The following is a 14,399-nucleotide window of genomic DNA, read 5'->3' on the forward strand; positions in this document are numbered from 1 at the left end:
ACCCGCAATTGTCCCTCAAACAACCCTGATATAACTCGTCATGCCGGTCTTCTGGTGCTCGATGATGTGGCAATGCAACAGCCAGTCGCCCGGATTGTCGGCCACGAATGCAAGCTGCACCTTCTCGTCCGGCTGGATCAAGTAGGTATCGGAGACGAGCGGCATGACCTCGCGCATCGATGATGAGATCGTCGTGAAGCTCATGCCGTGCAGGTGGATGGGGTGGGCGTGGGGCGTCACGTTCTCGAGCTGCAGTATATAACTCCGCCCCAGCTTGAGTTCAGCAAGGGGGGCGGTCGGATCGGACGCGTCGCCCGGCCACGGCACCTTGTTGATCGCCCAGAAACTGTAGCCCAGCGTGCCGCAGATGCTGTCGGCGGGTGCGCTTTCGGCCGTCGCGCTGAGGATGAGCGGTATCTTCCGTGCTGAGGAAAGGTCTGCCTTGGCAACTGGGTTTTCGCCAAGCGCCGTCAGGTCGCCGACATCACGCTTCAAGGATAGTCCAACGGCTCGGAGCTTGGCGATCGTCTTCGGCGTGGTCCCGCGGATGTCTTCCAGTGTTGCGATCGCGCCTTCATTGTCGGGCATGCGGACTGCAAGGTCGAGACGCTGGCCGGGTCCGATCAGCAGCAGGTCGAGGGGGAACCGCTTCGGTACCGGGTTGCCGTCGATCGCGATCACCGTCGCCTCGGCGCCTTCCATCTTCAGCGAGAAGATGCGGGTGACGTCGGTAACGGCAATCCTGACCCGGATCAGGCCGCCGGCAGGCGCATCGTACTCAGGTTCCTGATGCCAGTTGGCGGTCCTGACCGTTCCATAGGTGCCGGTCTTCGCCGCATCGCGCGGCCGGAAGGGGGCAATGAACTGCCCGTCGCTGCCGAGTCGCCAGTCCCTCAGATTGAGCACGACTTCGGAATCGAATATCGGATCGGCCGCATCTTCGACCACGATCACGCCGGTCATGCCGTGGCCCATCTGCGTCAGCGTGTTGCAATGCGGGTGATACCAGAAGGTGCCGGCGTCAGGGGGCGTGAAGTTGTAGTCGAAGCTGTCGCCGGTATAGACGTAGGGCTGTGTCATGAAGGGGACGCCGTCCATCTTGTTGGCGATTCTCAAGCCATGCCAATGGATGGTTGTCGGCTCGTCGAGCGTGTTGGTCAGCCTTGCGGCGTAGGGTCTCCCCTTGATCATCCGGAGCGCCGGCGGCATCCCGGTATCACCCCAGCTCATGATATCCTTGGTCAGCCCTGTATTCGTCAGAGCCGCCTGCGTCTTCATGGCCTTCAGCAGTTGCGGTTCTGGCGCGGCTTCCGCGAACCCGAACTTTCCCGCGACCCCGACGCCGATCCCGTAGGCGCCCGCCACGGCCGAGGCCTTCAACAGATTGCGGCGGCTGAGGAGGGGCATGGCGAAACTCCGGAACGACGATCTTGTTCCTCTTTAAAGTTGACCGCTGGCTTCAGCAATATGTATCAGCTGCCAAACTGACGCACGCCTTCGCAGCATGGGAGGCCAGTACCGTGACCATTATCCCTTCCCAAAGCGCATGCCGCTTGTGCCAAGTCTTGACAAATCAGGCAGTCCATGCGCTTTTCCGCCCGATTTTCTTGTCGGCGCGGGAGAGCCATTGGAGCCCCTTGCTGCCGTCTTAAGCCAAATACCGGGAATTGAGATTATGCATCGCTACCGCAGCCACACATGTGCAGCCCTCCGCAAGTCGGATGTCGGCTCGACTGTCCGGATTTCCGGCTGGGTCCATCGCGTTCGCGACCATGGCGGCGTCCTCTTCATCGACCTTCGCGATCACTACGGCATTACCCAGGTCGTCGCCGATCCGGATTCGCCTGCTTTCAAGCAGGCCGAAGCCGTCCGCGGCGAGTGGGTCATCCGCATCGATGGCCTCGTCAAGGCGCGCACCGATGACACCGTCAACAAGACGATGGCAACCGGCGAGATCGAACTCTACGCGCAGGAGATCGAAGTTCTCTCTGCTGCCAAGGAGCTGCCGCTGCCGGTTTTCGGCGAGCCCGAGTATCCGGAAGACGTGCGCCTGAAGTACCGGTTCCTCGATCTGCGCCGCGAGACACTGCACAAGAACATCGTGAAGCGGACGCAGGTGATTTCTTCCATGCGCCGCGAAATGGGCAATGTCGGCTTCACCGAATACACGACGCCGATCCTGACGGCATCTTCGCCGGAAGGGGCGCGCGATTTCCTTGTGCCGAGCCGTATCCACCCCGGGACCTTCTACGCACTGCCGCAGGCGCCACAGCAGTACAAGCAGCTGCTGATGGTCGCCGGCTTCGATCGCTATTTCCAGATTGCCCCGTGCTTCCGCGATGAAGACCCGCGCGCAGACCGTCTGCCGGGCGAATTCTACCAGCTCGACCTCGAAATGAGCTTCGTCGAGCAGGAGGACATCTGGAACACGATGGGTCCGATGATGACCTCGATTTTCGAGGAATTCGCCGAAGGCAAGCCTGTTACCAAGGAATGGCCGCGGATTCCTTACGACGAGGCGATCCGCAAGTACGGCTCCGACAAGCCAGACCTGCGCAACCCGATCGTCATGGAAGCCGTCACCGATCACTTCGCCGGCTCCGGCTTCAAGGTCTTCGCAGGCATGATCGCCTCGAACCCGAAGGTCGAGATCTGGGCGATCCCGGCAAAGACCGGCGGCTCCAGAGCGTTCTGCGACCGCATGAACGCCTGGGCGCAGAGCCAGGGTCAGCCGGGCCTCGGTTACATCTTCTGGAAGGAAGAAGACGGAAAGATCGCCGGCTCCGGCCCGCTCGCCAAGAACATTGGCGAGGAGCGTACAGACGCGGTCCGCACGCAGCTCGCCCTTGAAGCGGGCGACGCCTGCTTCTTCGTCGCCGGCGAGCCGAGCAAGTTCTACAAGTTCGCAGGTGAAGCCCGTAACCGTGCTGCCGACGAGCTCAACCTGATCGATCGCGACCGTTTCGAACTGTGCTGGATCGTCGACTTCCCGTTCTTCGAATGGAGCGAGGAAGAGAAGAAGATCGATTTCGCGCACAACCCGTTCTCGATGCCGCAGGGCGGCCTCGACGCGCTGCTGAACCAGGATCCGTTGACGATCAAGGCGTACCAGTACGACGCCGTCTGCAACGGCTTCGAAATCGCCTCGGGCTCGATCCGCAACCAGTCGCCGGAGACCATGGTCGCCGCCTTCGAAAAGGTCGGTCTCAGCCAGCAGGACGTCGAGGACCGCTTCGGCGGCCTCTACCGTGCCTTCCAATACGGCGCGCCGCCGCACGGTGGCGCCGCCTTCGGCATCGACCGTATCGTCATGCTGCTCGTCGGCGCCAAGAATCTGCGCGAGATCTCGCTCTTCCCGATGAACCAGCAGGCGCAGGATCTCCTCATGGGCGCTCCGACCCCTGCGACGCCGGCACAGCTGCGCGAACTCGCGATCCGGCCAATCCCGCCCGTCAAGAAGGACTGAGCGATCGACGTTTGAGTTAAGAAGCCCGGCGTGAGCCGGGTTTTTTGTTTCAGGACCATGCGTCAGACCGCAGCGTAGATCGCTTCGCGCAGATCCACGGTAAACAAAGCGGGACACCCCGGAACAACAACGTAAAGAACCCGGTGAGCAAGGCGCGCCGGGTTCTTCAAGTCGAGACCGCAGTCTTAGTCGTTCGCCGAAACCTTGACGCCCAGCACCTCCGGCAGCGTATTAGGCGCACCCATTGCGGCACCCATGATCATCGGCAGCGGTACTGGCTTGGCAGGCGCTGCGCGCACCGTCAGGCTCTTGGGGTCGTCGAGGAAGGTGCTGACCGAAGCCGACACCGCGTTCTGCAGCTCAGGGATATTGAGCTGCGCCAGCATGATCGGCGTCATAGCCTTTAGCGAATCCGCCATCTGCTTGCCGGACATGCCCTGCTGGCTGCCGGCGAAGTCGAGTGCGCGCTTGGTGATCGACGCATCATCGAAGCGGATCTGGGCGCTTTCGAACGACAGTTGCTGCATCAGGCCAAGCATTGACAGGCCGAACGCCTGCTGTGCTTCTTCCTTGTTCTGGTTGGCTTCCGCCTGCTTGGCGGCTTCCTGCAGCGACTTCACGAAGGACATCGTGTAGCCGGAGATTTTGAATGCCAGGTTCAGCTTGCCGATATTGGTGAAATCGAACGCGAATTCCGAAACGTCAATGGTGCCCGGCGTCAGCTCCCAGGCGCCTTTCATGGTGATGTCGCCATTGATATGCTGGAGCGCGAGCTTGTCAATCGCTTCTTTGCTCTGCGGGTCGCTAGCCTTGGTGAGGTCGGCCTTGAGGCTTTTGAACGCGCCATCGAAGTCGAAGCCGGATTCGTCTTCGCGCAGCGTCAGATTGACGTCGCTGCCGCCGAGCGAGAAGACTTCCGCGCCGTCCTTGACGACTTTCACCGGACCGCTGTGCGCACTCTCATAAAGCAGCATGGAATCCAGGCCTTCGCCCTTCGGATCGGCCGGGATCGAAATGCCGCCGAGCGTCAGGTCTGTTGCCGTCAGCGTCGCGCCATCGTTTGTTGTGTTGATGTCGGGGAACGCAGCTTCCTCGATGTAGTAGCCGCCATCCTCGTCCTCCTCGACCCCGGTCAGCGTGATTTCGCCGATCGGCAGGGCCGCGCCGCTGTTGGGCTTGAAGCTTGCATTTTTCAGCGTGACCGTCGTGCCGTCGACATCGACGCCGTCGGCTGCGAGTGTACCGCCCTGAAGGGTGTAGGCCGCGTTGATTTTCTTCAGCAGGTCCTGGCCGTCAAGAGCGAAGGCGGAGCCGGCAAGCGAAAGAAAAGCCACGCCCGAGAGCATAAGCCGCGTCGTCCTGTAAAATGTCATTGGTAGTCCTCTGGTGGCGGTGTGAAATTGGCCGTCAATCTACTACGGATCGATGGCGGTTTATATTTCGGGATTTCTAAATTTGTGTTGAAGGGATAAGCAAACAAAGTCCAAATTCAGGCGGATCGGCCCAGGGCGTTGTTTTCTTCCCGTTCGAAGACTTCATCCACAGCCGGAATGCCCGGATTCCTTGCTCGGAACCGGCATCTCGGTTAGTCAAGACGAATGGGACAAGAGATTTTGCCGCCGTCAGGCGGAGACGATGACAGCATTTTGCCGGTCGACCTGAAGGCAGCGCTCGAGGAGCGATATCTTGCCTATGCGCTGTCGACCATCATGCACCGCGCGCTGCCGGATGTTCGAGACGGCCTGAAGCCCGTCCACCGCCGCATTATCCATGCGATGAGCGAGATGGGAATTCGCTCCAATTCGTCATTCAAGAAGTGCGCCCGCATCGTCGGCGACGTGATCGGTAAGTTTCATCCGCACGGCGACCAATCCGTCTACGACGCACTCGTGCGCCTCGCACAGGATTTCTCGCAGCGCTACCCCGTTGTCGACGGGCAGGGCAACTTCGGCAATATCGATGGCGATAGCGCCGCGGCCTATCGATATACCGAAGCGCGCATGACGGAGGTGGCATCGCTGCTGCTCGAAGGCATCGAGCAGGATGCCGTCGATTTCCGGCCGACCTACAACGAGGAAGACGAGGAACCGACTGTTCTTCCCGGTGCATTCCCGAACCTGTTGGCAAACGGCTCCTCGGGCATCGCTGTGGGCATGGCGACATCCATCCCGTCGCACAATGCGCACGAACTCTGCGACGCCGCACTGCATCTGATCAAGCATCCGGACGCGACCGTCGAAAAGCTCGTCGAATTCATCCCGGGTCCCGACTTTCCCACGGGTGGTATCATCATCGACAATCGGGAAAGCATCGTCGAGGCCTACAAGACCGGCCGCGGCGGTTTCCGTGTGCGTGCCAAGTGGCAGATCGAGGATCTCGGGCGCGGTGGCTACCAGATCATAGTCACCGAGATTCCGTTCCAGGTCCAGAAGTCGCGATTGATCGAAAAGATCGCCGAGCTCCTGATCGCGCGCAAGCTGCCGCTGCTGGAAGACATACGCGATGAGTCGGCGGAAGACGTCCGCGTCGTGCTGGTGCCGAAGAACCGTACGGTCGATCCGACCATCCTGATGGAGTCGATGTTCAAGCTGACGGAGCTCGAAAGCCGCTTCCCGCTGAACATGAACGTGCTCTCCATGGGCCGCATTCCGCGCGTCATGGCGCTGAACGATGTCCTCAAGGAGTGGCTGGATCACCGCCGCGAAGTGCTCCAGCGCCGCTCGAGCTTCCGCCTTGCCGCGATCGACAAGCGCCTCGAGATCCTCGGGGGCTTGTTGATCGCCTACCTCAACATCGACGAGGTGATCAGGATCATTCGCGAGGAGGATGAGCCAAAGCCCGTGATGGTTGCCCGCTGGGGGCTGACCGACAATCAGGTCGAAGCAATCCTGAACATGCGGCTGCGCTCGTTGCGCAAGCTTGAAGAGTTCGAGATCCGCACCGAGTTCGATGCGCTCACCAATGAAAAAGGCGAGATCGAAGCTCTACTCGCCTCTGAGGAAAAGCAGTGGCAGACGGTCGCCTGGGAAATCGGCGAGGTCAAGAAGAAATTTGCCAAGGCAACCGAGCTTGGCCGCCGCCGCACCCAGTTCGCCGAGGCCCCGGACGCCGACGAAGAGGCGATCCAGCAGGCGATGATCGAGAAGGAGCCGATCACCGTCGTCGTCTCTGAAAAGGGATGGATCCGCGCCCTGAAGGGACACATCTCCGACACCGCGACCCTGACTTTCAAGGAAGGCGACGGACTGCGGATCGCCTTCCCGGCGCAGACCACCGACAAGATCCTGATCGTCACGACAGGCGGCAAGGCGTTCACGCTTGGCGGTGACAGGTTGCCGGGTGGCCGAGGCCACGGCGAGCCGCTGCGCATCATGATCGACATGGACAACGACCAGGACGTCCTGACTGCCTTTGTCCACGATCCCCAGCGCAGGCAGATGATCGTCTCCACAGCTGGCAATGGCTTTGTCGTCGTGGAAGCCGATATGGTCGCCAATACGCGCAAGGGCAAGCAGATCATGAACGTGTCGATGCCGGACGAAACGAAGCTGCTCGTTCCCGTCAGCGGTGATCACGTCGCCGTCGTCGGCGAGAATCGCAAGCTGCTTGTCTTTGCGCTTGAGCAGGTGCCGGAGATGTCCCGAGGCAAGGGTGTTCGATTGCAACGTTATAAGGATGGCGGCATATCTGATGTACGCTGCTTTGCGATCGCCGATGGGCTCGTCTGGGAAGACAGCGCCGGCCGCACCTTCAAAAAGGGCAAGGACGAGCTTTCTGAATGGTTGGCCGATCGCGCGTCTGCCGGCCGTACCGTTCCCAAGGGCTTTCCCCGAAGCGGCAAATTCGCAGGCTGAAATATATCAGCGCTCCGCTCTTGGCGAGTGGGGCAATTCCTCTAGTTTTGTCCTGTAATCACAACATGGACAACATCATTCCGAGGCGGACGGAATGATCGTATGTGCGGCTGGTGAAGGCTGCACGTCCGATCACGGAGGAATGTTGATGGGTGCCTGCAATACCATTACGTTGAATGTAGCGCATACTTACGCAGCGTCGCCCTGTGCGGTCTATGACGCATGGCTCAATCCAGAGATCGCAAAGCGGTTCCTATTCGCGACAGATGGGGGGCGCGTCATCCGTGCCGATATCGATCCGCGAGTGGGCGGCCATTTTCTCGTCATCGACAGGCGGCCGACAGGCGATGCGGTTCATTATGGCGTGTTTTTGGAGTTGCGTCGGCCGCGGCGGATGGTTTTCTGCTTCTCGGTGGCCGAGCATGATCATAACGCCGATCGTATCCAGATCGAAATCGAGCCATTGCCAGAAGGAACACGGCTGACGCTCTCACACGAAATGTGCGCCGAATGGGCGCAGTTCGAGGAGCAGACCCGCCAGGGCTGGGTTCACGTGATGCATGGACTTGAACGGGAGCTCGAGGCGATGCGCGGGGTCAATGTGCAAGAGCTGCTTGCGCAGGCTTCCTCCGCACCATCCAAAGCGAGTGCACCATAATTGCGCACACCAGAATGGCGCCGCCCATGAGCGTCATCGCCGGCGGCATTTCCGCGAATATTGTCCACATCCACACCGGCGCCAGGATCGTTTCAAGGAGATAGAACATCCCGACTTCGGGCGCAGACAGATAGCGCGGCCCGGTGGCAAGACACCAGAATGCCACCGGCATGAGGATCGCGCCGTTGAAGATGATCCAGGCAGGATGCTCAATCGAAAGACCGGTCGGCAATACGATTGCGAAGCCGAGCGCCGCGGGAATGATCGCGGCCAGCAGCGGCACGAAGCCCATATCTTTGCGCGACGCCCTACTGATGGTGATTGCGGAAGCAAGGATGAAGGCGCTGAGCAGCGCCATCGCGTCGCCGAACATATGGCCGCCGGCCAGCCCGTCGTAAACGATCAGGCTGACCCCGAACACCATGGCCATCATGGTCGCCATGGTGGCCACGACCGGTCGCTCCTTCAGGAATACCCACGACAAGAGGGCGCCGAACATTGGATTGAACGCAACGATGAACACCACGTTGGCGGTCGCCGTATGGAAGACCGCCAGCAGGAACGTCAATGTCGAAAGCCCGTAGAGCAACCCCGCGGCAATGCCATGGCGGCCGGGCAGCAGAACCGGCCAGGCTCCCCTTACATATCGTATCGCGCAAACAACGAGCAGCGTCACGATAACTGTCGTGATGCTGCGTGTGCAGAGGATTGACCACATGTCGCCGTGGGCGAGACGCACGAGTGGGATGTCCATGGAAAGAGCAAGGCCGCCGATCGCCGTCAGCAGCAGGCCTTTCCGATGGTCGGAAAGAGCGGGTAGGGGCATTTAGTCGTGGGTGCTTTCAGGCAAAATGGAGGGATCGAAACGCTCCCATCCGCGCGGCGTCAGATGCTCCTGCGGTTGGAAGCGGGTCTTGTAGTCCATTTTCCGCGAGCCTTGAACCCAGTAGCCGAGATATACGTGCGGCAGCCCGAGCACCCTTGCACGCCGGATGTGGTCCAGGATCATGAAAGTTCCGAGCGAACGCCGTTCGAGCTCAGGATTGAAATAGGAATAGACCATAGACAGGCCGTCGCTCATGGTGTCTGTCAGCGCTGCCGCAACCAGTTCCCCGCTCGGTCGGGCTTCGAGGCCGGATCCTTCCACGCGACGCCGGTATTCGATGATCTTGGTGTTGACGTGCGTGTCCTCGACCATGATCGCGTAATCCAGCACCGTCATGTCGGACATGCCGCCCTGCTGATGTCGATAGTCCAGGTAGCGGCGAAACAGCGAGTATTGTTCACTGGAGGGCTGGGCCGGAAACTCGGTCGCGATGATGTCGGCATTAGCCGCCAAAACACGCTTCATCGATTTTGTCGGCTCGAACTCCTGCGCGAGGATGCGTACCGAAATGCAGGCGCGACAGGCTTCGCAGGCCGGGCGGTAGGCAATATTCTGCGAGCGACGAAAGCCGCCTTGCGTCAGGATGTCATTCATTTCGGCCGCGCGCGGGCCGACGAGATGGGTGAAGACTTTACGTTCCATTTCGTGGGCCAGATAGGGGCAGGCAGCCGGGGCCGTCAGATAAAACTGCGGTGATGGCGTTGTCTGCGTGTTCATCTGCTGCGGAGATATCCCTTGGTTACATGCTTATGAACAGCATGACTTAAGAAAAGAAAACGTCAACAGCACGGCGGATGTGCGCGCGTGTTGACCTGTTATACTTTTGGATATGGGCCACAAGTTTCTCCGGCAAAGGCTGGAGAAGCGCCAATATTTCAGCGTGCCGCGAGAATTTTCAGGCTGTCCGGATCGTGACGGTGCCGACCAGAAAATCGTGGATGAGGCGGCTGCGATCTGTGAAAAGTCCGGCAAGCAGAATCAGCGGAGTCAGAACGGAGTTCAGTATCCAGAATAGCGCCAGATGAACAATTGCAAGCAGGAAATCCATGCGATGCCCATCTACACGCGCGATCGCGATCCCCATCGCCCGCATTCCGAGCGAAGCCTGGCTGGCACCACCGACCGTGAACCCGAAATAGAGGCCGGCGACGATCACGAAGAGTGCCGGGTAAAGGAAGAAGCCAAGCCCCAGCGTGACGATCGACAGAAAGAACAGCACCACCGCTGCCGGGATGCAGAGCAGCAGAATGATGACATAGTCGAGAACGAACGCAAAGGCACGACGGCTCAGCGTGCCGCTATAGGCGCGCCAGTCGTCCGGTGCGGCATAGAGCGGATTCGAGTTGAGCGTCATCTTAACGGTCTCCTTACGAGAAGCGATGCCGCAAATATGGGATCGCTGCTTTCAAATACAATATTGGCGGGCAACGATCAGCGTTTTGCCAATAGTCTGGCGACCTCTACAGCAAAATAGGTCAGGACGCCGTCACATCCGGCGCGCTTGAACGCCAGCAGCGTTTCGAGCATCGCCCGCTCGCCGTCGATCCAGCCGTTCATCGCGGCCGCCTTGATCTGCGAATACTCGCCCGAAACCTGGTAGGCGAATGTCGGCAGGCCGAACGCCTCCTTCATTCGCCAGCAGATGTCGATATAGGGCAGGCCAGGCTTGACCATGAGCATGTCGGCGCCTTCCTCGACGTCGAGTGCCGCATCCCTGATTGCCTCGGTGCCGTTGGCCGGATCGATGTAGTAGGTCTTCTTGTCGCCCTTCAGCAGGCCGCCGGTGGAAATTGCCTCCCGATAAGGTCCATAGAACGCCGACGCGAACTTGGTGGCGTAACTCATGATGCCAACATCCTGGTGGCCGGCGGCATCCAGCGCCCTGCGGATTGCACCAATCCGGCCATCCATCATTTCCGAGGGTGCAATGATATCGGAGCCGGCCTCTGCCTGCATAACCGCTGCGCGACAGACCTGTTCCACGGTTTCGTCATTGACTATCTCGCCGTTCCGCAAAATGCCGTCGTGACCATGGCTGGTGAAGGGATCAAGTGCCACATCGGTGATGACACCGATATTGGGGACCGTTTTCTTGATCGCGGCCGTTGCCTGATTGATCAGATTGTTGACCTCAAGACTGTTGGAGCCGGTTTCGTCACGCAGTTCCATTTCGATATTCGGGAAGGTCGCGATCGCCGGGATGCCAAGATCGGCGGCTTCCCTTGTGGCCTCGAGCAGCCTGTCCACGCTCATGCGGTTTACGCCTGGCATGGCCGGGATTGGCTCGATGATGCCGGAACCAGGTACGACGAAGACGGGCCAGATGAGATCGTCTACCGTCAGACGGTTTTCCTGTACCAGCCGGCGGGTCCAGTCGGCCTTGCGGTTGCGCCGCATGCGGCGGTGTCCGGTGATTTCATCGACGAGGTGCGTCTTGTCCTGCATGGTCGTTCTAACTTTCAGCCATTCCACTTGTCGGTGTGCTCATTATCATGCTGCCTGCAAAATCGAAACCGGACGATTGGCCGCAATGGACGAAGCGCTGGCGAAGGCGCAACCGCACCCCTATTGTCTCAAGTATGGACGCTGATTCTCCGACGATACCGAAAAACACGCTGGCAAGCGTTCTCTTTATCCTTTTCCTGCGGCTGGTTGCGATCTCCTGCTTCTGGTTCGGCTTGCAGTATTGGGCGATGCTCGTCGGCTATTCGCTTGTCGGTGCGGGGCGCTTCGATCTTCTCAGCCTGCCGTGGAAGGTGGCGAGCACATGTCTGGCTGTTGTTTTTCCGGTTGCAGCGCTCGGTCTGTGGCTGGTTGTCTCCTGGGGGCCGGTGATCTGGGTGCTTGCGGCTGGCGGCCAGATCATCATGTATGGGTTCCTGCCGGAGATTTTTGGCGCCAACCGTCTTATCATCCTGCTGCACCTTCTTGTCGCTGCTTTGTATTGCATATTTCGCTTTGTGCTCTGGCAGGAAAAGCGAAGACGGCGAAAGCAGGTAAGCGTTGATTTACCCTGATACAACGATGGGTTTTCGGTAAGGCACTGTTAAGCCTGCGGTTTAAGTAGAATTTTATTTGTATTCGATAGGGTCTGTCTCAAGGCGGGAAGAAAACCAACACCGCCAAACAAACAGTGAGGCAGTCATCATGAACACGAAAATCAAGCCGCAGGCGGTATCGAACTTCCGTGACCAGCAGGAGCAGGGCATCCGTGATCTTTACATGGAATCCCTTCACCTTGTTGAACGTCTTCACCGCCGTCTCCTCGACGTCATCAAGGACGAGTTCGACCGTCAGGGTCGTAGCGACGTCAACGCCGTCCAGGCTCTTCTCCTTTTCAACATCGGCAACTCGGAACTGACCGCCGGCGAACTTCGCTCCAGGGGCTACTACCTGGGCTCAAACGTGTCCTACAACGTCAAGAAGCTCGTCGACCTCGGCTTCATCAACCATCAGCGCTCGCGCATCGACCGTCGCTCGGTCCGCATCAGTCTGACGGAAACTGGCCAGGACATCGCTGAAACCGTGGGCAAGCTTTATGAGCGCCACATCGCCTCGATCGACAAGGTCGGCGGCATCGGCACGGATGAATTCACGCAGATGAATAAGCTGCTGACCCGTCTCGACCGCTTCTGGAACGATCAGATCCTGTACCGTCTCTAAGGACCAAGACCCCTCCAAGGTCAAAGAAAACCGGGTGCGTTTCCCTGCGCGTCCGGTTTTGCAGTTGAGGGTGCGCGTGTCATCTTTGCAACGCATGACGGGGAAGCGCAATCGCCTGTTTTCAAGCCGTTTTTTAGCCGCTATTGACCGCCACAGTTTGTGCAAGGTTGCTTGCTATCGAAGGTTGCGTTCTGCATCGGCGACACGAATCGGCCATATTAGCATGTCAGCGGAAACGCACGGCAACTTGGGCTTCCCAAGTCAGAGGTCCAATAGCCTGGCGCTTCCTGCTCGCAATCATGTGATCGCCGGTAGCGTACTTTTGTGGTGTGCCGTGGCAACGGGTTGATAGGGACTGCGTTCTCGCAGTGATAGGGCAAAGGCCGCCGGTCTCTCAAGCAGCGGCAATTTAGTGGTTGGGATGATGTCAAAAAAAAACGGAACTGAAGTTCTCTCTCGCCGGGCGTTTCTAGCGTCGGCTGCAATGATCGGTGCGGGCGCAGTTGCAGCCCCTGCTTTGGCACAGACCGCGATCGATTCGTTGATCAATGCGCCCGAGCGCGGCGATTGGGACGATCAGTTCGATGCGAAGGCTGCCTCCCGTACGGCGACTGCCATGGTTTCCAATACGCCGATCCTCGGACCGCAGTCGGTCGGCAGCATTCAGCAGGCTATTTCGCAGTATCAGCAGATCGCATCAGCCGGTGGCTGGCCCCAGGTCAATCCGGGCGAACAGCGTCTGCAGATTGGCGTCACCGACCAGTCCGTCCAGGCTCTTCGCCAGCGTCTTGCCATCACCGGGGACCTGCCGCGCGAAGCGGGGATGTCCTCGGCATTCGACTCCTACGTGGATGGTGCCGTGAAGCGCTTCCAGGCGCGCCACGGTCTTCCGGCCGACGGCGTTATCGGGGAGTTCACGCTGAAGGCGATGAACATTCCAGCCGACGTGCGCCTGCAGCAGCTGAACACCAACTTCATCCGCCTGCAGACCTTCCCGCCAGAACTCGGTCGCCGCCACGTCATGGTCAACATTCCGGCCGCCTATGTCGAGGCTGTCGAAGACGGCAGCGTTGCGACGCGACATGCGGCGGTCGTTGGCCGTCTCAGCCGCCCCACGCATCTCGTCAACTCGAAGATCTACGAAGTTATCCTCAATCCTTATTGGACGGCGCCCCGCTCGATCGTCGAAAAGGACATCGTGCCGCTGATGCGCAAGGACGCGACCTATCTCGAGAGAAATGCCATTCGCCTCCTCGACGGCAAGGGGAACGAGGTTGCCCCGGAAACGATCGACTGGAACGCCGAGAAAGCTCCGAACCTTATGTTCCGGCAAGACCCGGGTAAGATCAACGCCATGGCATCGACGAAGATCAATTTCTACAACAAGAACGGCGAGTACATGCACGACACGCCGCAGCAGGGCCTGTTCAACAAGCTCATGCGCTTTGAGTCTTCCGGCTGCGTCCGCGTTCAGAACGTCCGCGATCTGACGAACTGGCTGCTGCGCGACACTCCGCCTTGGTCCCGCCAGCAGATGGAGCAGGTCATCACGACCCGCGTCAACACGCCGATCAAACTTGCTGAGGAAGTTCCGGTTTACTTTGTCTATATCTCCGCCTGGGGCATGCCCGACGGCGTAGTGCAGTTCCGCGACGACATTTACCAGATGGACGGCAACGCCGAACTGGCGCTCGATACAACCGCTGGCACGGAACAGCCGGTTCAGTAAGGCGAAGGCCAATTGCCCAGCAATTGCATTCGAAGCCGCGCCCTTCCGGGCGCGGTTTTTTGTTGCGCGTAGATTGCCTAGCAAATGTCGTTCTTCGTATTGCTCTCGTGAAAGCGGAAGGCTAAAGCTTCGCGCATTCAAGT

Annotated in this window: 12 protein-coding genes; 6 read left to right on the plus strand and 6 right to left on the minus strand. The window is 59.4% G+C overall.

The annotated features are described in order from the left end of the window. Positions 1–15: 15 nt before the first annotated feature. Complete coding sequence (locus tag AC1D2R_RS13775) at positions 16–1,407, minus strand: multicopper oxidase family protein (RefSeq protein ID WP_477967827.1); 1,392 nt, start codon at positions 1,405–1,407, stop codon at positions 16–18. 268 nt (positions 1,408–1,675) lie between these two features. On the opposite strand from AC1D2R_RS13775, the gene aspS reads away from it, so the two are divergent. Further along, positions 1,676–3,466 (plus strand): aspartate--tRNA ligase, encoded by a 1,791-nt coding sequence (gene aspS, locus AC1D2R_RS13780; protein WP_477967828.1) that lies wholly within the window; start codon positions 1,676–1,678, stop codon positions 3,464–3,466. Between the two features lie 185 nt (positions 3,467–3,651). Here aspS and AC1D2R_RS13785 read toward each other — a convergent pair whose 3' ends face one another. Continuing rightward, positions 3,652–4,839: a hypothetical protein gene (locus AC1D2R_RS13785; protein WP_477967829.1), complete on the minus strand. Its 1,188-nt coding sequence runs from the start codon at positions 4,837–4,839 to the stop codon at positions 3,652–3,654. A 225-nt stretch (positions 4,840–5,064) separates the two neighbouring features. Here AC1D2R_RS13785 and parC point away from each other — a divergent pair, with 225 nt between their 5' ends. Beyond that, complete coding sequence (parC, locus tag AC1D2R_RS13790; RefSeq protein ID WP_477967830.1) at positions 5,065–7,320, plus strand: DNA topoisomerase IV subunit A; 2,256 nt, start codon at positions 5,065–5,067, stop codon at positions 7,318–7,320. 148 nt (positions 7,321–7,468) lie between these two features. After that, positions 7,469–7,978 carry an SRPBCC family protein gene (locus AC1D2R_RS13795; RefSeq protein WP_477967831.1) on the plus strand — a complete coding sequence of 170 codons (510 nt, stop codon included), beginning with the start codon at positions 7,469–7,471 and terminating at the stop codon, positions 7,976–7,978. Here AC1D2R_RS13795 and AC1D2R_RS13800 read toward each other — a convergent pair. The 4 genes from AC1D2R_RS13800 to hemB form a co-directional block, all read right to left on the minus strand. Beyond that, a complete protein-coding gene (locus AC1D2R_RS13800; RefSeq protein WP_477967832.1) occupies positions 7,917–8,804 on the minus strand; it encodes a DMT family transporter in 888 nt (295 codons plus the stop codon). The two genes, AC1D2R_RS13795 and AC1D2R_RS13800, sit on opposite strands and share 62 nt — an antisense overlap. After that, positions 8,805–9,581, minus strand: a complete 777-nt coding sequence (locus tag AC1D2R_RS13805; RefSeq protein WP_477967833.1) for an arginyltransferase — start codon at positions 9,579–9,581, stop codon at positions 8,805–8,807. It lies immediately after the preceding gene. Positions 9,582–9,759: 178 nt separating this feature from the next. Beyond that, on the minus strand, positions 9,760–10,218 hold the full coding sequence (locus AC1D2R_RS13810; RefSeq protein ID WP_477967834.1) for an RDD family protein: 459 nt from the start codon (positions 10,216–10,218) through the stop codon (positions 9,760–9,762). 77 nt (positions 10,219–10,295) lie between these two features. Beyond that, positions 10,296–11,309, minus strand: a complete 1,014-nt coding sequence (gene hemB, locus AC1D2R_RS13815; RefSeq protein ID WP_477967835.1) for a porphobilinogen synthase — start codon at positions 11,307–11,309, stop codon at positions 10,296–10,298. A gap of 134 nt (positions 11,310–11,443) precedes the next feature. Here hemB and AC1D2R_RS13820 point away from each other — a divergent pair, with 134 nt between their 5' ends. The 3 genes from AC1D2R_RS13820 to AC1D2R_RS13830 all read left to right on the plus strand — a co-directional run bounded on the left by AC1D2R_RS13820 (position 11,444) and on the right by AC1D2R_RS13830 (position 14,256). Next, the gene (locus tag AC1D2R_RS13820; protein ID WP_477967836.1) at positions 11,444–11,881 is read left to right on the plus strand and encodes a DUF6163 family protein; all 438 of its coding nucleotides are present in this window, start codon (positions 11,444–11,446) and stop codon (positions 11,879–11,881) included. A 130-nt stretch (positions 11,882–12,011) separates the two neighbouring features. Continuing rightward, positions 12,012–12,527 (plus strand): transcriptional regulator LdtR, encoded by a 516-nt coding sequence (gene ldtR / locus AC1D2R_RS13825; protein ID WP_037063725.1) that lies wholly within the window; start codon positions 12,012–12,014, stop codon positions 12,525–12,527. A gap of 424 nt (positions 12,528–12,951) precedes the next feature. After that, positions 12,952–14,256 carry a L,D-transpeptidase family protein gene (locus AC1D2R_RS13830; protein ID WP_477967837.1) on the plus strand — a complete coding sequence of 435 codons (1,305 nt, stop codon included), beginning with the start codon at positions 12,952–12,954 and terminating at the stop codon, positions 14,254–14,256. The last annotated feature ends 143 nt before the right edge of the window (positions 14,257–14,399 follow it).

This window comes from Rhizobium sp. P1_C7 (assembly GCF_056406295.1).

Coding starts and splice junctions, on each gene's coding strand:
- hemB (WP_477967835.1), bottom strand. CDS start 11,309: ATGCAGGACAAGACGCACCTCGTCGATGAAATCACCGGACACCGCCGC.
- AC1D2R_RS13810 (WP_477967834.1), bottom strand. CDS start 10,218: ATGACGCTCAACTCGAATCCGCTCTATGCCGCACCGGACGACTGGCGC.
- AC1D2R_RS13820 (WP_477967836.1), top strand. CDS start 11,444: ATGGACGCTGATTCTCCGACGATACCGAAAAACACGCTGGCAAGCGTT.
- AC1D2R_RS13800 (WP_477967832.1), bottom strand. CDS start 8,804: ATGCCCCTACCCGCTCTTTCCGACCATCGGAAAGGCCTGCTGCTGACG.
- parC (WP_477967830.1), top strand. CDS start 5,065: ATGGGACAAGAGATTTTGCCGCCGTCAGGCGGAGACGATGACAGCATT.
- AC1D2R_RS13830 (WP_477967837.1), top strand. CDS start 12,952: ATGTCAAAAAAAAACGGAACTGAAGTTCTCTCTCGCCGGGCGTTTCTA.
- AC1D2R_RS13805 (WP_477967833.1), bottom strand. CDS start 9,581: ATGAACACGCAGACAACGCCATCACCGCAGTTTTATCTGACGGCCCCG.
- AC1D2R_RS13775 (WP_477967827.1), bottom strand. CDS start 1,407: ATGCCCCTCCTCAGCCGCCGCAATCTGTTGAAGGCCTCGGCCGTGGCG.
- ldtR (WP_037063725.1), top strand. CDS start 12,012: ATGAACACGAAAATCAAGCCGCAGGCGGTATCGAACTTCCGTGACCAG.
- AC1D2R_RS13785 (WP_477967829.1), bottom strand. CDS start 4,839: ATGACATTTTACAGGACGACGCGGCTTATGCTCTCGGGCGTGGCTTTT.
- aspS (WP_477967828.1), top strand. CDS start 1,676: ATGCATCGCTACCGCAGCCACACATGTGCAGCCCTCCGCAAGTCGGAT.
- AC1D2R_RS13795 (WP_477967831.1), top strand. CDS start 7,469: ATGGGTGCCTGCAATACCATTACGTTGAATGTAGCGCATACTTACGCA.